This is a genomic window from Nocardiopsis sp. YSL2 (assembly GCF_030555055.1).
Lineage (GTDB): Bacteria > Actinomycetota > Actinomycetes > Streptosporangiales > Streptosporangiaceae > Nocardiopsis.
This window is the reverse complement of sequence record NZ_JAMOAO010000001.1, coordinates 4,396,794-4,416,917: the sequence shown is the minus strand read 5'-3', so window position 1 is coordinate 4,416,917 and position 20,124 is coordinate 4,396,794. Positions and strand designations below refer to the sequence as shown.

Annotated in this window: 19 protein-coding genes; 3 read left to right on the top strand and 16 right to left on the bottom strand. The window is 71.7% G+C overall.

The window, feature by feature from the left end; genetic code table 11:
• Positions 1-4: 4 nt before the first annotated feature.
• From M1P99_RS19440 to rfbB, 6 genes are all read right to left on the bottom strand, one after another.
• Positions 5-1,183: an acyltransferase gene (locus M1P99_RS19440; protein WP_304454027.1), complete on the bottom strand. Its 1,179-nt coding sequence runs from the start codon at positions 1,181-1,183 to the stop codon at positions 5-7.
• Positions 1,184-1,599: 416 nt separating this feature from the next.
• The gene (locus M1P99_RS19435) at positions 1,600-3,189 is read right to left on the bottom strand and encodes an MFS transporter (RefSeq protein WP_304454026.1); all 1,590 of its coding nucleotides are present in this window, start codon (positions 3,187-3,189) and stop codon (positions 1,600-1,602) included.
• A gap of 90 nt (positions 3,190-3,279) precedes the next feature.
• A complete protein-coding gene (locus M1P99_RS19430) occupies positions 3,280-3,723 on the bottom strand; it encodes an SRPBCC domain-containing protein (RefSeq protein WP_304454025.1) in 444 nt (147 codons plus the stop codon).
• Entirely contained in the window at positions 3,720-4,088 is a 369-nt protein-coding gene (locus tag M1P99_RS19425; protein WP_304454024.1) for a metalloregulator ArsR/SmtB family transcription factor, read from the bottom strand. The genes M1P99_RS19430 and M1P99_RS19425 overlap by 4 nt, the downstream gene beginning before the upstream one ends.
• A 149-nt stretch (positions 4,089-4,237) precedes the next feature.
• Positions 4,238-5,104 carry a glucose-1-phosphate thymidylyltransferase RfbA gene (gene rfbA, locus M1P99_RS19420; RefSeq protein WP_304454023.1) on the bottom strand — a complete coding sequence of 289 codons (867 nt, stop codon included), beginning with the start codon at positions 5,102-5,104 and terminating at the stop codon, positions 4,238-4,240.
• A 34-nt stretch (positions 5,105-5,138) separates the two neighbouring features.
• Positions 5,139-6,116 (bottom strand): dTDP-glucose 4,6-dehydratase, encoded by a 978-nt coding sequence (rfbB, locus tag M1P99_RS19415; protein WP_304454022.1) that lies wholly within the window; start codon positions 6,114-6,116, stop codon positions 5,139-5,141.
• A gap of 719 nt (positions 6,117-6,835) precedes the next feature.
• On the opposite strand from rfbB, the gene M1P99_RS19410 reads away from it, so the two are divergent.
• Positions 6,836-7,303 (top strand): SgcJ/EcaC family oxidoreductase, encoded by a 468-nt coding sequence (locus tag M1P99_RS19410; protein ID WP_304454021.1) that lies wholly within the window; start codon positions 6,836-6,838, stop codon positions 7,301-7,303.
• A 39-nt stretch (positions 7,304-7,342) separates the two neighbouring features.
• A complete protein-coding gene (locus M1P99_RS19405) occupies positions 7,343-7,798 on the top strand; it encodes an SgcJ/EcaC family oxidoreductase (RefSeq protein WP_304454020.1) in 456 nt (151 codons plus the stop codon).
• Between the two features lie 332 nt (positions 7,799-8,130).
• Here the strand turns inward: M1P99_RS19405 and M1P99_RS19400 are convergent, their stop codons facing one another.
• The 8 genes from M1P99_RS19400 to M1P99_RS19365 all read right to left on the bottom strand — a co-directional run bounded on the left by M1P99_RS19400 (position 8,131) and on the right by M1P99_RS19365 (position 16,497).
• Complete coding sequence (locus tag M1P99_RS19400; protein WP_304454019.1) at positions 8,131-8,946, bottom strand: TIGR03084 family metal-binding protein; 816 nt, start codon at positions 8,944-8,946, stop codon at positions 8,131-8,133.
• On the bottom strand, positions 8,943-9,965 hold the full coding sequence (locus M1P99_RS19395; protein WP_304454018.1) for a carboxymuconolactone decarboxylase family protein: 1,023 nt from the start codon (positions 9,963-9,965) through the stop codon (positions 8,943-8,945). The genes M1P99_RS19400 and M1P99_RS19395 overlap by 4 nt, the downstream gene beginning before the upstream one ends.
• Positions 9,966-9,996: 31 nt before the next feature.
• The gene (locus M1P99_RS19390; protein ID WP_304454017.1) at positions 9,997-11,649 is read right to left on the bottom strand and encodes an FAD-dependent oxidoreductase; all 1,653 of its coding nucleotides are present in this window, start codon (positions 11,647-11,649) and stop codon (positions 9,997-9,999) included.
• Complete coding sequence (locus tag M1P99_RS19385) at positions 11,646-12,215, bottom strand: DUF5987 family protein (RefSeq protein WP_304454016.1); 570 nt, start codon at positions 12,213-12,215, stop codon at positions 11,646-11,648. The genes M1P99_RS19390 and M1P99_RS19385 overlap by 4 nt, the downstream gene beginning before the upstream one ends.
• A 53-nt stretch (positions 12,216-12,268) precedes the next feature.
• Complete coding sequence (locus tag M1P99_RS19380) at positions 12,269-13,609, bottom strand: cytochrome P450 (RefSeq protein ID WP_304454015.1); 1,341 nt, start codon at positions 13,607-13,609, stop codon at positions 12,269-12,271.
• Complete coding sequence (locus M1P99_RS19375) at positions 13,606-14,598, bottom strand: DUF1702 family protein (RefSeq protein WP_304454014.1); 993 nt, start codon at positions 14,596-14,598, stop codon at positions 13,606-13,608. The genes M1P99_RS19380 and M1P99_RS19375 overlap by 4 nt, the downstream gene beginning before the upstream one ends.
• 102 nt (positions 14,599-14,700) lie before the next feature.
• Positions 14,701-15,675, bottom strand: coding sequence for a DUF1702 family protein (locus M1P99_RS19370; protein WP_304454013.1), 975 nt, complete (start codon positions 15,673-15,675; stop codon positions 14,701-14,703).
• Positions 15,676-15,678: 3 nt separating this feature from the next.
• The gene (locus M1P99_RS19365) at positions 15,679-16,497 is read right to left on the bottom strand and encodes a helix-turn-helix transcriptional regulator (protein ID WP_304454012.1); all 819 of its coding nucleotides are present in this window, start codon (positions 16,495-16,497) and stop codon (positions 15,679-15,681) included.
• A 731-nt stretch (positions 16,498-17,228) separates the two neighbouring features.
• On the opposite strand from M1P99_RS19365, the gene M1P99_RS19360 reads away from it, so the two are divergent.
• Complete coding sequence (locus M1P99_RS19360; protein ID WP_304454011.1) at positions 17,229-17,906, top strand: TetR/AcrR family transcriptional regulator; 678 nt, start codon at positions 17,229-17,231, stop codon at positions 17,904-17,906.
• Positions 17,907-17,997: 91 nt separating this feature from the next.
• On the opposite strand, the gene M1P99_RS19355 is transcribed toward M1P99_RS19360, so the two are convergent.
• Together M1P99_RS19355 and M1P99_RS19350 are read right to left on the bottom strand one after the other, a co-directional pair.
• The gene (locus M1P99_RS19355) at positions 17,998-19,620 is read right to left on the bottom strand and encodes an acyl-CoA carboxylase subunit beta (RefSeq protein WP_304454010.1); all 1,623 of its coding nucleotides are present in this window, start codon (positions 19,618-19,620) and stop codon (positions 17,998-18,000) included.
• Positions 19,617-20,123: a flavin reductase family protein gene (locus tag M1P99_RS19350; RefSeq protein ID WP_304454009.1), complete on the bottom strand. Its 507-nt coding sequence runs from the start codon at positions 20,121-20,123 to the stop codon at positions 19,617-19,619. The genes M1P99_RS19355 and M1P99_RS19350 overlap by 4 nt, the downstream gene beginning before the upstream one ends.
• Position 20,124: the final 1 nt, after the last annotated feature.

The following is a 20,124-nucleotide window of genomic DNA, read 5'->3' as shown; positions in this document are numbered from 1 at the left end:
GCGTTCAGTTCCTCTCGTCGAGGCGGGCGGAGTCCGCACTCGCGTCTGTCTGGGGGGATTCCGCGTCGGGGGCGGGGGCGGCGGCCGGAGCCGGGCGCTTGCGGCTCCACCGGCGCATCATGGGCATCTCCACGAACTGGTACAGGCACCATCCGCCGAGAAGGGTCACGGCGAACAGGCCGAGCAGGGCCAGGACGGCGACCGGTGTGGAGAATGCCGCGCCGCCCGTCACGCCTCGAAGCCAGAAGACCGTCACGGCCTGGCACATGTAGAAGCCGAAGGAGACCTTGCCGAACCAGACGAGGACGCTGCCCCGCATTCCGGTTCGCGCTCCGCGCATGTCCGCGTCGGCGAGCGAGGCCACCAGGACGCCGATCGGGACGAGTGTGATCAGGTTGATCGAGTACGGCACCGGGGCGAACAGGGTGGCGACATAGCCGAGCACCATGATCGCGGCCGCCGCCAGCGGAGGGATCCGCACCCACTTTCCCGCGAGGACGATGTGCGCGAGGAACGCCCCGAGGAGGAACTCGAACATGCGCCCGACCGGGAAGAGGTAGCTGAGCCAGTACTGCAGGTTGGTCAGGATCACCCCTTCCATGCCGGGAGGACTCGGAAGGACGGTGGCGATGAGCACCTGGTACAGCGTGAGGCCCGCGACCATCGCCGCCGCCCCGAACCAGAGCGTGCGCGCGCTCATCCGGGCGATCGGCCGGACCAGGAAGGGGAAGGTCAGGTAGAAGAGGAGTTCGCAGGCGAGCGACCAGGACGGCATGTTCATGCTCTGGCTGACCTGGAGGTCGGGGAACCAGGAGTGCAGCAGGAGCAGGTTGGGCAGCCACACCCGCCAGGTGACGGCACCGCCGGCGAACAACAGCATCACCAGCGCCCACATGGCCACGTGGCTGGGGAAGATCTTCACCAGCCTGCGCCGGATGAACGCCCGTGCCGAGAAGTCGGGTCCCACCGACCAGGCGAGCACGAACCCGCTGAGCACGAAGAAGATGGAGACCCCGACGAAGCCGCTGTTGCTGAAGAACCATCCGTACCACTGCGCGACCGTCTCGTCGGCGAACGGGCTGATCGCCGGCTCCGTGGGCATGATCGGGTTGATGCTCAACCCCGTGTGGAAGAAGAACACCATCAGGGCGGCGAAGAACCGCAGCCCCGTCAGCGAGTTCAACTGCCTCGGTGGCGCGTCCGTCCTCTGAGATCCGACTCTGACCTGCCCAGGCTCCGCCATGTCGCCGTTCTCCTTTCGTGGGGGGGTTCCCGGTTCGGGACAGGAGGAGCCGGCCGCATGACGAATGGTCGGTGCGTCGGACTTCCGTGACGTCACGGGAAAAGGCACGAAGGCCGCCCGTCCGGTGACGAGGAATAGCGGACTCCGGCTTCCCGGCGCGCAGGGTGGAGCTTTTCACCATCCCTTACGACATCTTTATTCGCGCTGGCCGGTCGGCCCTCCTTTCGAAAACCCTAGAGCTCACGAACCCGCGCGGACATCTCCGTTATTGCTGTGTGGGACGGATGTGGCCGAGCGAGGGGAAAGTGTCGGAGAAGGCGCGAGGGGCGGCACGGTACGACTCGGAATCAGGGGTGTCACGGGGAGTCGGCGGGGTCGCCCTCCGGGACCGGTGCCGGTTGCTCGGATCCGATGGGCTGGACGTGGCGCATCGTGATGTAGACCACGACGGCGAGCACGAGCAGCGTGACCGCGCCGCAGAGCGCGACGGTGTTGAAGGCACTGGTGAACGCCTCGCGGGCCGCGGTCGCCAGTTGCTCGTCCAGCGGGGGCGCAAGTGTCTGGGAGACGGTGACGGCGCTGGCGAGGTCTTCGCCGGCTGCCGCCGAGGCGGCCGCGGGGACACCGGAGGGAACGGCGATCCAGCCGGTGTAGAGCACGGTGGCCAGGCTGCCCATGGCGGCGATGCCCAGGGCGTTGCCGAGTTCGCCGCTGGTGGTCGAGAGGGACCCGGCCGATCCGCTGCGTTCCGGGGGTGCCGCCTGCATGGTGAGCTGGTTGCTGATCGCGGGGACCGCGCTGACCCCGGCGTAGGAGATGCACACGCCGATGATGAGGACGGCCAGGCCGTCCACCGGCGGGACCTGGGACATGACGACCATGCCCAGAGCGCTGAGCATCAGCCCGCCGATGATCACCCGGCTCGGGTGCAGCCGTGTGGCCAGCGGCCCGGAGAGCTGGACCCCGACGATCGCCACCAGCGAGGGGACGATGAGCCACAGTGCCGCGACGAACGGGCTGCGTCCGTCGACCAGTTGCAGGTACTGCGCGATGAGCAATCCGGTGCCCGCCTGGACGATACCGGTGACCATGAAGACCGTCAGGGCACCGGCGACCGCGCGGACCCGGAACAGGCTCACGTCGAGCAGCGGATCGGCCAGGCGGCGCTGGCGGCGGACGAACACCGCGCCGATCACGACACCGACGACGCAGGCGACCGCCGGGAACGGCTCCCAACCGTCGCGGGCCAGCTCCTTGAGCCCGTAGATGATCGAGAGGATGGCGACCAGCGACAGCGCCACGCTGGAGAAGTCCAGGCGGGCGGCGTTCTCGTCGCGTGACTTGGGCAGCAGCGCCGGGCCGACCAGCAGGAGCAGCCCCGTGATCGGGACCGCGATCACGAAGACCGAGCCCCACCAGAACGAGTTCAGCAGGAACCCTCCGACCGACGGGCCCAGGCAGAGCCCGGCCATGCCCACCGTCGTCCAGATGACCATGGCCTTGGTCATCTGTTTGGGGTCGGGGAACATCGTCCTGATCAGTGCCAGGGTGCAGGGCATGAACGTGGCTCCGGCGATGCCCAGGCCCGCCCGCGCGGCGATGACCATCTCCGGGCTGGTGGAGAACGCCGCCGCGATCGACAGCAGGCCGAACGCGCCGCCACCGATCAGGATCAGCCTGCGTCGGCCGATCCGATCACCGAGGCGGCCCATCGTGACCAGCGACCCGGCGATCAGGAAACTGTAGATGTCGACCATCCACAGACCCTGCAGGGCGCTGGAGTCCAGGTCGACCGCGATGTGCGGCAACGCCAGGAACATCACCGTCAGGTCGAGGAACACCAGCATCGTCGGCAGGCTCAGGACGACGAGGCCGATCCATTCGCGGGCCCCCGCCTGGGCGGGGACCGGGTGGGAGCCGCTCTCGGACTCCGTGCTATTTGTCATCTCTCCATCCAGATGATCGCGGAGCCGGTCACGGCACCACACCCGACCGACCTGCCGGCTCCCCAGGGTCCGTCGCCGGGCGGTCCGGGCCTACTTCATGTAGTTCTCAAGGGAGTCGAGCACTTCCTGCCACCCGTCGTGGAAGCTCCCGTCGCCCTCGGCCCCTTCGACGCCGCGCAGGTCGAACGTCATGCGCGTGCCCTCGTTCACCGGTTCGAGGGTGACGGTGATGACCGGGGTGTCGTCCGGGTCGCCGTCCGGGTGGCCCCAGGTGAACACCAGGCGCTCGAACGGCACGACCTCGCGGTACACGCCGCCGGTGACCACCTTGTTGCCGACGGCGTCGTTCACCATCGTGTACGTGTAGCGGCCACCCACCTGGGTGTCCATCTCCACGGTCTCGCGAGGCGTGGTCGTGCCCCGCGGGCGCCACCACTGCGCCGCGGCGTCGGGGTCGGTCCACGCCTTCCAGACCTCTTCGGGGCTCGCTTCGAAAGTGCGGACGAGCGTGAAGCCCTTGGACACGTCGATCATTGCTGCTCTCCTTCTGCTTCGTTGTCGGTCTCGCGGCCGCGTTCACGGCGGTTCCTGAGGTGCTCGTCGAGCAGGTCGAAGCGTTCAGCCCAGTCGCTGCGCTGTTGTTCGACCCACGCCGCCACCTCGTCCAGGTAGGAGGAGGAGAGCGAGCAGTCGATCCACTGCCCTCTCCGTCCCCGTGTCACGAGTCCCGCCTTCTCCAGCACCGTCAGGTGCTGGGAGACCGCGGCCCTGCTGATCGGATAGCTCTCCGCCAGCTCACTCACCGTCAGGGATCTGCCTCGAAGTCGCGTGAGGATGTCGCGGCGCGTCGGATCCGCCAGTGCGGCGAACTCCATACTGAGTCGATCCCGCGCGACCATGTAAGCACCCTCTTACCGTAAGCAACTCCTTACACGCTAACCCACGGGTGTGGGGCGGTCAAGGGACGATCCGTGCCCGCGAGGGGACCCCGGTCGCCGGTGGCCGCGGGAGTCCGGTGGCGGTTCGGGACGCCCCGCCCGCACCCGGCTCAGACCCCGGCGAGCTCACGCAGGTAGCGGCCGTAGCTGGAGGAGCCGGACTCCTTGCCGAGCACACCCAGCTGTTCGGCATCGATGAAGCCCATGCGGTACGCGGCCTCCTCGATGCACGCCAGCCGCACCCCCTGGCGTTGGGCCAGGACCCGGACGAACAGCGCCGCGTCCAGGAGGCTCTCGTGGGTTCCGGTGTCGAACCAGGCGTTCCCGCGGCCGAGGCTGACCAGCCGGGCCCGGCCCTGTTCGACGAACTGGTTGTTCAGGTCGGTGATCTCGAGTTCTCCCCGGGCCGAGGGAGTGAGCCGCGCCGCCATGTCCAGGGCCTCGTTGTCGTAGAAGTACAGCCCGGTGACGGCGAGGTTGGAGGCCGGATCGGCCGGCTTCTCCACCAGTGAGGTGATCCGGCCGGCGTCGTCGACGGAGGCCACGCCGTAGCGCTCCGGGTCCGCCACCGGATAGCCGAACAGCGTGCAACCGTCCAATCGCTCGATCTCGGTCCGCAGCACGCTGATCAGCGCGTGACCGTAGAAGATGTTGTCACCCAGGATGAGGGCCAGCGACTCGTCCCCGACGAACTCCCGGCCGACGCACAGCGCGTCCGCCAGGCCGCGGGGCCGGTCCTGTTCCGCGTACTCCAGGTCCAGGCCGAGCCGGCGCCCGTCGCCCAGGAGCCGCTGGTAGGCCTCCAGGTGCTCAGGACTGCTGATGACCAGGATCTCGCGGATGCCCGCCAGCATGAGCACGGACAGCGGGTAGTAGATCATGGGCTTGTCGTAGACGGGCAGGAGCTGTTTCGACGAGACCGCAGTGATGGGCCGCAAACGGGTGCCCGATCCTCCGGCCAGGATGATGCCGCGCATGGTGTCTCCGGTCTGCAGGATGTGCGTCGGCCTCCTACGCCGCGGTGTCGCGGCGCAGCGGCCTCCACCATCGGGGGTTGTCGCGGTACCAGGCCACCGTCGAGGCCAGGCCTTCGCTGAACGCGACCCGGGGTCTGTAGCCCAGGGCGCGCAGCTTCGCGTCGTTGATCGAGTAGCGCCGGTCGTGGCCCGGGCGGTCCGGCACCGCGCGAACGCGTTCCGGGCCGGCCCCGCAGGCCTCCAGCAGCAGCGTGGTCAGCCGACGGTTGGTCAACTCCTGTCCGCCGCCGATGTTGTAGGCCTCGCCCGGCCGACCCTTCTCCAGCACCAGGTGGACGCCCCGGCAGTGGTCGTCCACGTGCAACCAGTCGCGCACGTTGAGGCCGTCGCCGTACAGGGGGACCGTGCCCCCCGTCAGCAGAGTGGTCACGAACAGCGGTATGACCTTCTCGGGGTACTGGTAGGGCCCGTAGTTGTTGCTGCACCGGGTGACGCTCACGTCCAGGCCGTGGGTACGGGCGAACGCGCGGGCCAGCAGGTCCGCGCCCGCCTTGGCCGCGGCGTAGGGGGAGTTGGGCAGCAGTGGGCTCTCCTCCGTCCACGAGCCGGAGTCGATGGAGCCGTAGACCTCGTCCGTCGAGACGTGGACCACCCGGGGCACGCGCGCGTCCTTCGCCGCTTGGAGTACGGCGGCGGTACCGAGCACGTTGGTCCGCACAAAGGCGTCCGCGCCGTCGATCGAGCGGTCGACGTGCGTCTCGGCTGCGAAGTTGACCACGGCGTCGTGGCCGGGCATCAGCTCCGCGAGCAGCCGGGCGTCGCAGATGTCGCCGCGGACGAAGGTGAGCCGGGGGTCCTCGCGCACGGGCGCGAGGTTCTCCAGATTGCCCGCGTACGTGAGTTTGTCGAGCGCGGTGACCCGTACGCCGGACGCTCCGTAGGCACCGGAGAGCAGCCTCCGGACGTAGTTCGAGCCGATGAAGCCGGCGGCGCCGGTGATGAGCACGCGCATGCCCGCCTCCTCAGCGCTCTACGGCCGGACACGGGCCTGTGCCCGCCCGACGTGCGGTCGTGGACGCCGCCCGGCCCCCCGGAGCCCCGCCGCGAGGGTCGCGGCGCCGGTGCTCCGGGAGGCCGTGGTCCCGCCACGGGAACCGTGCCCCCCGGTGCCGTCGGCCGGTCCGGTGGTCGGTGCGCCCGCGGGCCGGGTGGCACCCGCGGGTGTCCAGCGGAGCCCGCGGCGTGCCCGGTGTCAGGACCCGCCCTCGGGTCCCGCCCCTCGTGCTCGGCATAGCCCTCCCCTTCTCGTCGTCGGGCGGTGGTGGGGACCGGGAGTGTCCGCACCGCGGTCGCCGGAGCGGCCCCAGGACGGCCGCCGCGTCGTCCCCCACCGTGTCTCGGCGGCCGCTTCATCGTCCGGCTGCCGGGCACGGGCGCGCTTCTCCGCGTTTGCGCACCCGCCGCCACGGTCCAGGCGCGGGCCGCGCACAGCAGGATCCGAGAAGTGCCCTGCGCCCTTCCCGGCGCAGACTGAGTGGCAGGTAGGGAGGTGCCTTCGCGCCTCGAAGCCGCCGCGCACACGTATCCCGCGGTCCACCGAGGACCGCCACCGCCCCGGCCCGCCTCGGTTCGGCCCGGCGCGACCGGAAGCCGGGACGGCTCACCGCCGCGGCGGATCGGACCAGTCCGTTCATCACCATCGAGAGGCTCCATCGAAGGGAGTGGCTGTTCATGTCCATGGACACCGCATCTGCAATGACCGACCTGGACTCCTACTACGGGGAGTTCACCGGAGCGAAGGAGAAGGAGGTCCTGGGCGTGCCGCTGCGCCTCGTCGAGGCGTGGTCCCGCAACGACGCGGCGGGCGTGGCCGAGGTCTTCACCGAGGACGGGATCCTCATCCTCCCGGGGGATGTGTTCAAGCAGGGCCGTGAGGAGGTCAGGGCCTTCATGGCGGCCGCGTACGCGGGCCCGTTCAAGGACACCGGGGTGACGGGCGCCCCCGTGGACGTGCGGTTCGCCTCCGATGACGTGGCGGTGCTGCGCACCCATGGCGGGATTCTGGCCCCGGGCGAGACGGAGATCAACGAGGAGCTCGCGGTGCGGTCCACCTGGGTGGTGGTCAAGCGCGACGGAACGTGGCAGCTGGCCGCCTACCAGAACAGCCCTCGCGGGGCGGGCGCCACCCTGCGCTGGTGACTTCGCCGTTCCTCCACCACAACAGACGGGAGATGCAACATGACGGACCAGGCAGCATCGCTGGTTGCCCAGGCGAAGGAGTGGGCGGGCCGCTACGGCGCCTACCCGAACGGGCCGGAGGGAGCCGCGCTCACGGTTCCGCTCCGAGCCCACGCGGCGTGGGAGGCGAACGACGCGGACGCCCTCGCCGAACTGTTCGCGGACAACGGCAGCGAACTGATCGGTGACACCCAGCTCAAGGGCCGGGAGGAGATCCGCTCCTACATGGCCGAGGGCTTCGCCGGCCCCTATCGGGGCATGCGGGCGCAGGGCGAACCGCTGAAGGTCGAACTGCTGACGGACGACGTCGCGCTCGCCGTGACCGAGGGCGGCTACGTCCGCGAGGGGCAGAGCTCCGTCGCACCACAGGACGAGCTGCGCGCCCTGTGGGTCATGGTGAGGCGGGACGGCGACTGGAAGCTGCTCGTCCACCAGACCAGCCCGCTCAAGGGCTGAGCACGGCGCTGGGCCCCGGCTCCACCGGTTTCCGGTGGAGCCGGGGCCCTCGGCCTGTCGGCGGGGCCGGCCGGGTGCCCACAGGGCGGGGCGAGGCCCTGCCGGAGGCCCTGGCCGACGTGGCCGGGTGGCACGGGCCCTGCGCAGGTCGCCACGAGAGCGCCCGGCGGTTCGGCCGCACTCCGCCCCGGCACACGCCCGGCACCGGGGCCGAGGGGTGCCCTGCCGAGGCCGGGGGGCGGAAAGCCCGGCGGCCCGGGCCCACCGTCGTGGTGGTCCCGGGCCGCTTCGACGGCCGGGCCCCGCGCAGGGGCTCGCCGCCTCGTCCGGACTCAGCCGTCGAACTGCCCGGGGCTGCGGCCGGGCCCGGCCGGACCCCGGTAGGCCTGGGCGATCCGGATCCAGTGTTCGGCGTCGGCGCCCACCGCGGCCACGTCCAGGTCGTCGGGGTGGCGCCGACGGGTGACGAGGAGGCAGAAGTCGGTGGCGTCGCCCGTGATCCGCTGCTCGGCGTCGGCCGGGCCGAACTCCCACTTCTGGCCGGAGGGCGAGGTCAGCTCGTACCGGAACTCGGTGTCGGGCGGAGTGAGCCCTCGGGACTCGTAGCCGAACTCCCACGTCAGCACCGCGAAGCCGACCACGCTGCCGATCCGGTCGGTGCGCCGGGGGACCGCGCCCAGGGCGTCGGCGATGTCCTGCCCGTGGGCGAAGACCTCCATCATGCCGGCGCAGGCGAGGACGCCCGGGGGGATCGGCCGCACCAGCCAGGGCACCGGCCGGTCGGCGGGGGCCGCCGCCAGGGCCTCGACGGCGAAGTCGCGGTCGGCCCGCCAGCGGGCGAGGAGCTTCTCCGGGTCGTCCAGGGGGTAGGTGGCCAGGGCCGCGTTGACGGCCCCGTCCAGGTCCCCGCCGGCCCGGTCCGTCATGGCCCTGAACGCCTCGGCGTCGGAGGCGGCGGTGCCCGCCAGCCGGAAGACGAAGCACAGGTGGGCCACCTGGTGGGCCACCGTCCACCCCTGCGCCGGGGTCTCCCGGGCCCAGTCGGCCGGGTCCAGGCCCTCGACCAGCGCGTCGATGCCGGCCGCCTCGGCTGCCAGGTCCTCGATGACGGCGGGCAGTTGCGTGATGACGTTCGGAGGTTGGTTCACGTCGTGCTCCCTTGGTCAGGTTCGGTACAGGGGGTGAAGGTCGCGGCCACGGTGTGGCGGGCCGCGGTCATCGCGGCCCAGGAGACGGCCCTGACGAGGTCGGCGTCGTCGGCCCCGGACCGTCGGCAGTCCAGGACGGTGTCGTCACCGACCTGGTAGGAGGCGCGCGCGGTGAGCAGGACCAGCCGTCCCAGCGGCCGTTCGGACGGGGGCAGGGCCTGCACGGGGGCCTCCGTCCAGGCCCGGCCGATCCCGGCCGGGCCCGTGCCGTGCCGGCGCAGGTGCTCGCGCAGCACGGAGCGGACGGCGGGTGTGAGCGCCCGCTCCCCGGCCGCCTCGACCGCGGCGGCCACACCGGTCAGGACGCGCTGGACCCGCCCGTCCCCGCGGGCCCAGCACAGGTCCTCGGGGACGGGTGCCCGCCGTGCCGCCCCGGGCAGCAGTTCCAGCGAGGTGTCGGGGGACGGGGGCGGGCCCGGGCGGGCGGCGATGACCGCGCCGGTGGCGCGGCGCAGCGGCTCCCGCAAGGGACCGGGTGCGAACACGGGCAGGGGGGACTCGGGCAGGAAGACGTTGACCAGCCGGTTGATGTGCTCGAAGGTCAGCGCGACGGCGCCCAGTTCGGCCCGCTCGGCCGGAGCCGCCGAGGCCAGTGCCCCGGGGTAGGGGGCGTCGGCGTCCGCGGTCCCGCCCAGGGAGCCCAGGGTGGCGCCGTGCACCTCCACGCAGTAGGGACAGGTGTTGCCCCTGGACACCGCCGTCGCGACCGCCTCCCGGTCCGCGCGCGAGGTGCGCCCCGGAACCAGGAGGGACTCGCGCAGCGCCGTCCACGTGGCGGCCGCGCACTCCGGTGCGGGCGAGAGCATGGCCACGGGAGGGGCCAGGACCCCGAAGTCGCGTTCCACGCGCTCGTACAGGTCGGCGACCCCGCCGCGCGCCCGGCCCGGAGGGTCGGGGCGCACGTGGCGCACCTCGTTCAGCGACCGGCGCACGGCCGATCTCAGGATGGCACGGAGCACCGGCCCACCTCCCCTCTCGCAGCGCCGGCCGTCAGGAGGACCGTCGGCCGGCCGTGGTCAGGACGTTCCCGCTCCCCGACGTGGCGCCGTCGGGGGCGGGAGCGCCGTAGGTGACGTCGAGGCCGCGCGCCCGGGCGGCCTCGACGATGCCGGGCACGGAGCGCTCGGCGAGTGCGGCGATGGTCATGGCGGGGTTGACGGTGAGCGCGCCGGGGACCGAGGACCCGTCGGTCACGAAGATCCCCGGGTGGCCCCGCAGCTCGTGCCGGTCGTCCAGCGCGGAGGTGTGCGGGTCGTCGCCGATGCGGCACGAGGCCAGCGGGTGGACCGTGTAGGCGCCGACCAGGTCGTTGGTCCAGGGGGCGACCCGGGCGATCCCGTCCTTTTCCAGGATCTCCTTGACCTCGGCGTCCGCGCTGGCCCATCCGTGCTGGGTGTTGGCGGTCGGACGGTAGCTGAGCGGCCCCCTGCCGAGCATCTGCTGGGACAGGCGCACGGCGTTGCCCGTGGGAGGAGGAGGGCCGAAGACGCCCTCGTTGTCGTCCTCGCTCATGGTGAACACGATGAGCCACGACTTCCAGCGGCGCAGCATCTCCTTCTTGTCGGCGCCGAACCACGACGGCGACGGCGCACCGGGCACCTGCGCGAGGATCGTGCCCAGCGCGGGCGGGAAGTAGAGCTGTTCGAGGGAGTACCGGGAGTACTCGGGCAGGGACGGGTCCAGCCGGTCCCAGTTGGCCACGCAGGGCCCCTTGCCGATCTGGAAGGCCTCGTAGGCCCGTTCGTCGTCCCGGGCCAGGCCGAGGACGTCGCGGACCCGGTCCTCGTCGACCACGGCGGTGTTGAGCCGCTCGCCGTTGCCGGAGAAGTAGCGGCCCACCGCGTGGGGCATCGTCCCCAGGTCCGCCTCGGAGCGCTGGAGGATGACGGGGGTGGCGCCCGCCCCGGCGGCGAGCACCACGATCTTGGCGTCGATGGCGCCCGAACCGGCCGTGACCCGGTAGTCCTCGCCGTCGACGACGTTGTAGTGGACCCGGTAGCCGCCGTCGTCGAGGCGTTCCAGCCGCTGGACCTCGTGCAGGGGCCGGATGGTGGCCCCGTGGGCGGTGGCGGCGGGCAGGTAGTTGAACACGAGCGACTTCTTGGCGTCGAACCGGCAGCCGGCCATCATCCAGTTGCAGTTGACGCAGGCGTCCTTGTCGATCGCGACGGGGACCGGGTTCGCCGTGCGCCCGGAGTGGTCGCAGGCCGCGCCCCAGAGCCCTCCCGCGTAGCTGACGTCGGACCAGTCCTGGGTGCGCACGCCCATCGCCTCGGCGACGCGGTCGTACCAGGGGTCGAGGGAGTCGCGGGTGATCGAGGACGGCCACATGCGTCGGCCGATGGAGCCCTGGCGCTCGAACACGAAGCGCGGGGCCCGCGGCAGGGCGGCGAAGTACACCATGCTGCCGCCGCCCACACAGTTGCCGCCCAGGACGCTCATGCCGTCGCCCACGGTGAAGTCGAAGGCGCGGGTGTAGGAGGAGCCCAGGAGGAAGTCGTGCTCGAAGTCGCGGCTCTCCAGCCAGGGGCCCCGTTCCAGGACCGTGACGCGCGCCCCGCCCGCGGCGAGGTGGTAGGCGGTGATGGCTCCGCCGAATCCGCTTCCGACGATCAGTACGTCGGTCTTCTCCGTGGTGGTCATGCGGGGCTCCCCGAGGGCGTGGTGTCCGGGTGGAGGCGGGCCAGGGGCCGGCCGTAGGAGTACTCCTCGAACCGCAGCAGGCCGTCGGCGTCCGGGGCGGCGAAGCCCATCGCGCGCAGGCCCGGGTGCCCGGCGGCGATGGCCTCGGGCGTGCTGGTGTGCGCGGCGCTGTCGTAGGCCATGTTGCAGAAGAGGGCCAGCATCACCCAGAACTCCTTCTCCGGGTGGCCGGGCGAGGTGAGGTTGCGCAGCAGGGCGGTGCGGTCCTCGAAGGCCAGAGCGACGAAGGGGGGCTCCCCGTCCGCCGCGGAGAGGCCGTGCTCGGCCGCGTACCCCGCGGCGTGGTCGTTGAGCAGTTCGGCGAACTCGGGCAGACCGGACGTCAGGCCCGTGGCCGGGGTGCGCAGGAGCTCCAGCGCGCCGGCCTCGACCGCCCCGGCGTCATGGGAGCGGCCGGCGATGCTCGTGTCGTCCGGGGCGCGCTTGGCGCCGGGCAGGACAGTGTCGGCGAACGCCTCCAGCGTCCGTGTCTCGATGCTGCCCTCGTCGGGGGCGCCTGTGGGCATGGAGGTCTCCTTGTCCTGGGATGCGGAATCGGGGAGTGCGGCGCGGCCGGCCGCTACAGCGGGTGGACCGTCATGGGGAGGCCGTCGCGCACGCGCAGCGAGAGCATGGGCTCGGGGACGGCCCGGTGGCCCGGCGGAAGGGTCAGGCGCAGCTCGCGGGCGATGGAGGCGAGCACGAAGACGGCCTCCATCATCCCCAGATTGCTGCCCACGCAGACGCGCGGACCGGCGCCGAAGGGGATGTAGGCGTAGCGGTGCCGCTCCTCGCGACGATCGGAGCCGAAGCGGTCGGGGTCGAAGTCATGCGGGCGCTCCCAGGCGTCGGGGCGCCTGTGCAGGGTGTAGGGGCAGATCAGGACGTCGGCTCCGGCGGGGACGTGGTAGCCGCCCACCTCGTCGTCGGCCAGCGCCTTGCGCGGCAGGATCCACACGGGCGGGTACAGCCGCATGGCCTCCTGCACGACAGCGGTGGTGAAGGTGAGCCCGTGCAGGTCCTCGTAGGTGGGCGCCCGGTCGCCGAGGACGCGCACCGCCTCCTCCGCGAGGCGCTCGGCGGTGCCGGGGTTGCGGTCCACGAGGTAGAGGGCCCAGCTCAGGGTGCTCGCCGTGGTCTCGTGCCCGGCCAGCAGCAGCGTGACGAGCTCGTCGCGCACGCGGCGGGCACGGGAGCCGGCGTCGGTCTCGGCGTCGGCGTCGGCCAGGACGCGCGAGAGGGCGTCGTCCCCGTCGCCGGGCACGCGTTCGCGCACGAGCCGGGCCACGATCCGCTGCAGTTCCCGGCGGGCGCGCCGGAACCTGGTCTGGGTACGGAAGGGCAGCCACACCGGCAGGCCGTTCATGGTCACCATGTCGAGCATGGCCTGGTCCTGGACGGCCTCGAAGGCGGTGCCGATGGTGTCGAAGGCGTGCAGGTCGGTGTCGAGCAGGGTGCGTCCCAGGACCCCCAGGGTCAGTTCGGTCGCCGCGGCCGACACGTCGACGGGGCCGCGGCCCGCGTGCGACCGCAGGCGGTCCACGAGGGCGGTGGCCTCCTTGGCCACGGCGTCGGCCTGGGCGGCGATCCTCTGGTGCCCGAAGACCGGGCGCATGGTCCGGCGCTGGGCCCGCCAGAGCTCGCCCTCGCTGGTGAGCAGCCCGTCACCGAGCGCCCGTCGCGCGTGTGCCTGGCCGATGCCCTTGTGGTAGTTGGCGCTGTTCTCGGCCAGGACGTGCTTGGCGTGGTCGGGGTGGTTGAAGAAGTACAGGGTCTTGGGACCGGCGACCATCCGTACCGCGTCGCCGTGCCGTTCTGCCGCCGTGGTCATCATGGCGAGCCTGTCGGTGACCAGGTCGCGGAGCATGCCCGGGGCGGCGGAGGGAGGGGTGCGGGGAGGGAGTCTGCGTCGGTCGGTCATGAGAGGCCCCCCGCCCCGCCCCGGTGGGCGAACTCCTCGGCCACCGACACGCGCCAGATCTCGTACCAGGGGCGGTCCGGAGAGGGGGCGGGGCCTGCTGAGGCGTCGGGGCGGTGGTCCCTGGACAGGCGTGCCGCCTTCTCGGCGTCGAGGGAGCACAGGACCCGGGTGGCGGTCTCGGTGTGGGGAACGACGAGGCCGGCGCGCACCCGGGCCTCGGCCGCGAAGGCGCTGCCCTGGGCGAGGAACCAGCGGTGCTCCCCCGCCCGCTCGCACAGGGCGTCCAGCTCCTCCTCGTCGGCGCCGCCCGCGTAGGTGGCGGCCAGGCCCAACCCCGCGTAGAGGTCCTGCCTGCGCTCACGCGGGAAGGTCTCGACCAGCGCGGCGGCCCGTTCGGCGTCCGTTCCCGCCACGAACCACAGCGCCCGGCCGATGCCCTGGTCGGCGGCGCGCAGCGCGTAGGCGCCGTCCCCCGTGCGCCGGGCGGCCCCGGTGGCCCGCTCACGGCGGTGGACGTGGGCTTCGGTGTGGAAGTAGGCCTGGTGGAACCCGTAGCCGTCGTGCACGAGCCACCGGAGCACCGGGTCCAGGTCGCCGGTGCCCGGCCACAGGGGCTTGGGCAGGCGGGCCATGGCCCATCCGATGCCCACGTAGGCCATGTACACGTGAGGGGCGCCGGGTCCGTCGAGGAAGCGCCGGGTCCTGCCGCCCCTGAACGAGAGCGCGTCCAGCAGCGCGAAGCCCATCGCCGCCCCTTCGTAGGCGAACCCCTGGTACCGCGTGCTCAATGCCGTGAGCCGCGCGTCGGTGCGCTCTGGGGACGCCGTCTCCACGGCGTCCCCCAGACCGGCCAGGAACGACGCTCCCACCGTCTCCAGGACGCTGCGCCCGGCCGGGCCCTTGTCGTGGAATCCGCGGGTTTCGAGTGTGGTCTCGGAGATGTCCGGTGTCAGGACTCGACGCCGGAGCGCTCCTGTCAGACTGGCCAATGCGTCCTCCCGCGTGTGGCGACGGACTCTGTCGATGTGGGTTCCATGCTTCCCTCGCGGCGGTCGGAGGGTCTACTCCGCGATTGCCGGTCGCTGCGCACGTCAGGAGAAGTGCGCGCGCACACCGGCGCGCCAGACCTCGTAGGCGGGGACGCCGCCGCGGTCCCCGGGCTCCACCTCGTGCTCGTCGGCCAGGGCGGCGGCGCCGACGCAGTCCATACCGGTGAGCGCGTGCACCGTGGCCTCGGTGTGCTCGGGGACCGTGCCCGCGAGGACGCGGGCCTTGGCCGCGAAGACGGCCCCCTGGGCCGCGTGCGGTGCCAGACCGTCCGCTGAGCGGAGCAGCCGGTCCAGGTCGTCCCGGTCGGCGCCGCCCGCGAAGGCGGCCGCCAGGCCCACACCGCTCCACAGGTCCGGCCGGCGCTCCTCGGAGAACTCCCGCACGGCGTCGCCGACGGACTCCGGCCGCGCACCGTGGATGAACCACAGCGCCCGGCCGACGCCCTGGTCGAAGGCCCGCTGGAAGTAGTCCGGTGCCCCGAGCCAGGGGTAGGGGCGCGGCCTCTCACGTCGGTGGACCCAGCGGGAGGTGTCGAAGTAGGCCCGGTCGAACCCGTACCCGTCCACCGCGAGCCAGCTCATCGTGGGGTGGTGGGGATTGTCGGTGAGGTCGGGCAGGACGCCCTTCCACAGCGGCCGCGGCAGGCGTGCCATGGCGAAGCCGATCCCGATGTAGGCCAGCAGGGTGTGGGGTCTGGCCGGTCCGTCCATCAGCTCCCTCGTCCATCCGGACCCGCCCGTGGGGAGGGCATCACGCACAGTGAAGGCCATGGCCGTGCCTTCGTAGGCGAAACCGCGCAGTGCGGCGTCGACGGTCTCGACCCGGTGCTGGGCCTCTGGGAGGTCGTGTGCCTCCATCCCCCACTCGAAGCCGCACACCACGGCCTGGGGGATCGTCTCGAGTCCGCGTGCGGCCGGGGAGTCGCGGCCGGGGAAGCCCCGGCGTGAGAAGCCCACCTCCGCCAGCGGCGGTGCCAGGAGTGCGCGGCCGACGGCGCGCGCGACCTTGCCCAGCACGGCTCAGGCCACCGTCTGGCGGAGCTGGTCGGGCCCCGGCCCCGCGGCCTGGTCCGCCGTGGTCTCGGCGAGGGTCACGGCCAGGGGCGGGGACGCCTGCTCGGCGGGGCCCAACGGCAGACTGACGAAGGTGTTGACCCCCGGGGCGATCCGTACGTGCCTGAGGGTGGAGGCCGTCAGGACGGGGGCCGCCGCCCCCTCGGCCCCGCGGGGCCTGGCCACGGCGATGACGTGGTGGGATCCGTGGGGCACACCCGAGACCGTGAACTCGGTCCTGCCGCACGCGGAGAACGCCTCGAACGCCACGGGTGCCCCCTGTGGCGCGGCCTCGCGGAAGACGCCGACCATGACGTCCGTCGGGCCCGCGGTATCGGGGAGGTCCAGGGCCCCCGTGATCGAGCCGCCGCGCGCGTTCGCGTCCCGTCGGCCGCGTCGCGCCTCGATCATCTCCCCCAGGGCCGGCAGCCGGGAGAAGTCGGGGGAGACCGCCACGAGCAGCCGGGAGACGGAGGGGGAACGGTACTGGGTCGGCGACATGCCGACGGCGCGGGTGAATCGGCTGGTGAAGGTGCCGACGCTGTTGTATCCGACGCTGCAGACGATGTCGGAGACCGTCAGGTCCGTGGTGAGGAGCATCCGCTTGGCCGCGAACAGGCGGACGGCCGTCAGGTAGCGCCCCGGCGTCATGCCGACCGCACGGGAAAAGATCCTGGAAAAGTGGTAAGGGCTGACGAACACCTCGGCGGCGAGCTGGCTGAGAGTGAGGGGTTCGTCATAACGGCTGCGAATGACTTCAACGGCTTGGCGAACAGATTTCTCCACGGCAATCTCCCAAAACGATTCCGACTGTCGGACACCGGCACACAGAAAACCAGGCAAGACGGAAAGACGCGGATTCACCAATAAGTTAAATATGGAACTAATGAATCCCTCTTCGCCGTCGGCGAGAATCCGGAACGGGAAGTTCACCCGGCTAAGAGACCAGGGTGAGGCGGACAGGAAAGCGTGCGTGACCGAGTCCGCACTCTCCGCTCGATGGAGCCGAAACCCTCGCCCACCGCCACCACCCTTCAACGCTCCGCACAGGCACCGGTCCATGGTCACACCCACCGGCCAGAGCCTCATCTTCCAGATTGCGACACTCACTGCTAAACCAGGCCAAGAAACAGTCCGAAAAGAAATAAACCTCCCAGTACTTCTTGCGACGAAACAATCACGGAAAGTAGCCCCAGGGAAGGTTCTGGCGACGAGGCCGACACCTCAGCGTGCACATGCGCCCGTTCAACCCCACTGGCCACAAGTGGACAGCGAGGATTACGCAGCGCACCAGGGGGAAAGAAAGGTAGCCCCCGAAGCTCCGATAACTCGGAGTGAACCCGCCCGCAATCACTTTGTGTAAAGACCGCAGGCAGTAGCCCCCCTGCAAGACTAAACAGGAAAGGACAAGTGAATTTCACGGGCCGACAGCAATCGCCCCGCACTCCCTCTTGCCGCCCGCGAGAAAAGCTGAACACGAGTAGAGTGGGCGCAAGGTGACATCGGATATTGGTGTTATGAGCCCACGCAAGTCCGATCCACGACTCCGCTCGGTCCTGATCGATACGGCCGCCCGACTGCTCATCACCGAGGGCCCCCGGGCCCTGTCCACTCGCAGGATCGCCCAGGAGGCGGGCAGCTCGACCATGGCCGTCTACACCCACTTCGACGGCATGGGCGGACTGGTCCACGCGATGGTCCGCGAGGGGTTCACCCGCCTGGAGGAACACCTCACCAGCGTCCGCCCCACCCCCGACCCCGTCTGCGACCTGGCCCTGCTCGGCAGGGCCTTCCGGCACAACGCGGCGCACAACGCGCACCTGTACACAGTGATGTTCGGCGGCTGCTCCCTGGCCGGTTTCAGTCTCTCGGAGGACGACCGCCAGCATGGCCGCTATACACTGCGCAACGTCACGGACTGCGTACGCAGGTGTATCGACTCCCGTCGCTTCTGCGCCGCCGAGCCGGAACTGGTGGCCCATCGGCTGTGGTGCGCGGTCCACGGGCTGACCACACTCGAGCTCGGCTCCTACCTCATTCCCCCCTACGACGCCGACCGGTGCTTCGAGGACCAGCTCGTGTCCCTCATGGTGGGGTGCGGAGACACCCCGGAGGCGGCCCGGGCCTCGGTCGAGGCCTCCGCCCGGCGCCTGGGCTCCCTGGGAAGAGCGCCCGCCCCGACCCCCGACCACTGACCGCCGGCCGCAACCCCGAGCGGCGCCCCGTCGACCGACGGGAGCGCCTCGGGAGCGTCGCACGGCCGGGTGGGCGGGCGGTCGGAGCGCTCTAGAGCGGAACGTTGCCGTGCTTGCGGCGCGGTTGCTCCTTCCTCTTGTCCCGCAGCAGGGCGAGTCCGGCCGCCACCGCCGCGCGCGTGTCCGCGGGGTCGATCACGTCGTCGACGAACCCCTCCTCCGGAGCCCGGTAGGGGTGCATCAGCCGCCTGCGATAGTCCTCCACCAGCTCGGCGCGGCGGGTCGACGGATCGGCCGCGGCGCGCAACTCCCTGCGGTGGACCACGTTGACCGCCCCCTCCGCCCCCATCACGGCGATCTCGTTGCTGGGCCAGGCCAGGGACAGGTCCGTGCCGATGGAGCGCGAGTCCATCACGATGTAGGCACCGCCGTAGGCCTTGCGCAGGACCACCTGCACGCGGGGCACCGTCGCCTCGCAGTAGGCGTAGAGCAGCTTGGCCCCGTGCCGGATCACCCCGGCGTGCTCCTGGGCGGCCCCCGGCAGGAACCCGGGGACGTCCACCAGGGTCACGAGCGGGATGTTGAAGGCATCGCAGAAGCGCACGAACCGCGCGGCCTTCTGGGCGGCTTCGCTGTCCAGGACGCCCGCCAGGACCATGGGCTGGTTGCCGACCACCCCGACCACGGCGCCGTCCACCCGGGCCAGGGCGCACAGCACGTTGGTCGCCCACCCCTCGTGCACCTCGAAGAAGTCGCCGTCGTCGACCACCTCGGCGACCACGTCGCGCATGTCGTAGGGCCTGTTCGGCTCGGCCGGTACGATCTCGGCCAGCCGTGGCCGCCGCTCGTCCCGCGCCGACCCCGCACCGGGCACCTCCGGGGGCAGGGACAGGTTGTTGTCGGGCAGGAGCGAGACGAGGTGGCGCACGTCCTCCAGGCACTCCTCCTCGTCGTCGTGGACGACGGCGGCCACCCCGGTGCGCGTGCCGTGCACGTCCGCGCCGCCCAGCTCCTCGTGCCCGACGCGCTCACCGCTCACCGCGGCGATGACGTCGGGGCCGGTCAGGTACATCCTGGCCGTACCGCGGACCATGAACGTGAAGTCCGCGAGCGCCGGGGAGTAGGCGGCGCCGCCCGCGCAGGGCCCCAGGATCACGCTGATCTGGGGGACGACCCCGGAGGCGGCCACGTGCCTGCGGAAGATGCCGCCGTAGCCGTCCAGGGCGGCGACGCCCTCCTGGATACGGGCGCCGCCGCTGTCGTTGAGCCCGATGATCGGCGCGCCGCTGTCCAGGGCCAGGTCCATCACGCGGTGGATCTTCCTGGCGTGCTCGGCGCCCAGCGAACCGCCCAGGATCGTGAAGTCCTGCGCGTAGACGAACACCCGCCGGCCCTCGATCGTCCCCGAGCCCGTGACCACGCCGTCGGTGTGCGGCCGGCGGCCCTCCGTGGGCGGCCCCTCGTCCCTGCGGCGGCGGAAAACGCCGAGCTCCACGAAGGAGCCCTCGTCCAGGAGCAGGTCCAGCCGTTCACGCGCCGTGCGCTTGCCCAGACCGTGCTGGCGTTCGACGCCGGCCGGATCACCGGCCTCGGTGAGCCCGCGCAGCGTGTCGCGCTCGCGCCGCAGCTCCGCCATCGTGCGGGACCCGGGGGCCGGTGGCCGCGCCTCCCGGGGCACGGCCACCGGTCTCAGATCCGCCTCCGTAGTGCTCATCCCGCCCTCACCCGACCGTTCGCGGCGCCGCGGGGGAGCCCGTGGAAGGCACCGCCGTGGAACAGCAGCGCCGAACGCTCGGCCCCGGCCTCGGCGTGCACGACCTCGCCGACGAACACCGAGTGGTCGCCGGCCGCGATCTCCTCGGTCACCTCGCACTCCAGCCAGGCGAGGGCGTCCGCGATCAGGGGCGCGCCCGTGCTCGGCCCGGGCAGCCAGGGCACCGAGGCGAACTGCCCCATCCCCTCGGGCCGCTCCCGGCTGGCGAAGTAGCGGGCGGTGTCCTCCTGTTCGGCGCACAGCACCGAGACCGCGAAGTGCCCCTGCGTGACCACCGCCTTGTGCAGGCGCGCCGTCGCGGAGACGCAGCACAGCACCAGGGGCGGGTCCAGGGAGACCGAGCAGATGGCGTTGGCCGTCATGCCGTGGGGGGTCTCCCCGCCGACCGTGAGCACCGTCACGCCGGTCGCGAACGCGGACATCACCTTGCGCAGGGCCACCATG

What these genes read in the sequence shown, in the direction of transcription:
- M1P99_RS19430 (WP_304454025.1), bottom strand. Translation starts at nt 3,723, where the DNA reads ATGATCGACGTGTCCAAGGGCTTCACGCTCGTCCGCACTTTCGAAGCG.
- M1P99_RS19350 (WP_304454009.1), bottom strand. Translation starts at nt 20,123, where the DNA reads ATGGTGGCCCTGCGCAAGGTGATGTCCGCGTTCGCGACCGGCGTGACG.
- M1P99_RS19425 (WP_304454024.1), bottom strand. Translation starts at nt 4,088, where the DNA reads ATGGTCGCGCGGGATCGACTCAGTATGGAGTTCGCCGCACTGGCGGAT.
- rfbA (WP_304454023.1), bottom strand. Translation starts at nt 5,104, where the DNA reads ATGCGCGGCATCATCCTGGCCGGAGGATCGGGCACCCGTTTGCGGCCC.
- rfbB (WP_304454022.1), bottom strand. Translation starts at nt 6,116, where the DNA reads ATGCGCGTGCTCATCACCGGCGCCGCCGGCTTCATCGGCTCGAACTAC.
- M1P99_RS19380 (WP_304454015.1), bottom strand. Translation starts at nt 13,609, where the DNA reads ATGACCGACCGACGCAGACTCCCTCCCCGCACCCCTCCCTCCGCCGCC.
- M1P99_RS19405 (WP_304454020.1), top strand. Translation starts at nt 7,343, where the DNA reads ATGACGGACCAGGCAGCATCGCTGGTTGCCCAGGCGAAGGAGTGGGCG.
- M1P99_RS19355 (WP_304454010.1), bottom strand. Translation starts at nt 19,620, where the DNA reads ATGAGCACTACGGAGGCGGATCTGAGACCGGTGGCCGTGCCCCGGGAG.
- M1P99_RS19390 (WP_304454017.1), bottom strand. Translation starts at nt 11,649, where the DNA reads ATGACCACCACGGAGAAGACCGACGTACTGATCGTCGGAAGCGGATTC.
- M1P99_RS19410 (WP_304454021.1), top strand. Translation starts at nt 6,836, where the DNA reads ATGTCCATGGACACCGCATCTGCAATGACCGACCTGGACTCCTACTAC.
- M1P99_RS19385 (WP_304454016.1), bottom strand. Translation starts at nt 12,215, where the DNA reads ATGCCCACAGGCGCCCCCGACGAGGGCAGCATCGAGACACGGACGCTG.
- M1P99_RS19360 (WP_304454011.1), top strand. Translation starts at nt 17,229, where the DNA reads ATGAGCCCACGCAAGTCCGATCCACGACTCCGCTCGGTCCTGATCGAT.
- M1P99_RS19435 (WP_304454026.1), bottom strand. Translation starts at nt 3,189, where the DNA reads ATGACAAATAGCACGGAGTCCGAGAGCGGCTCCCACCCGGTCCCCGCC.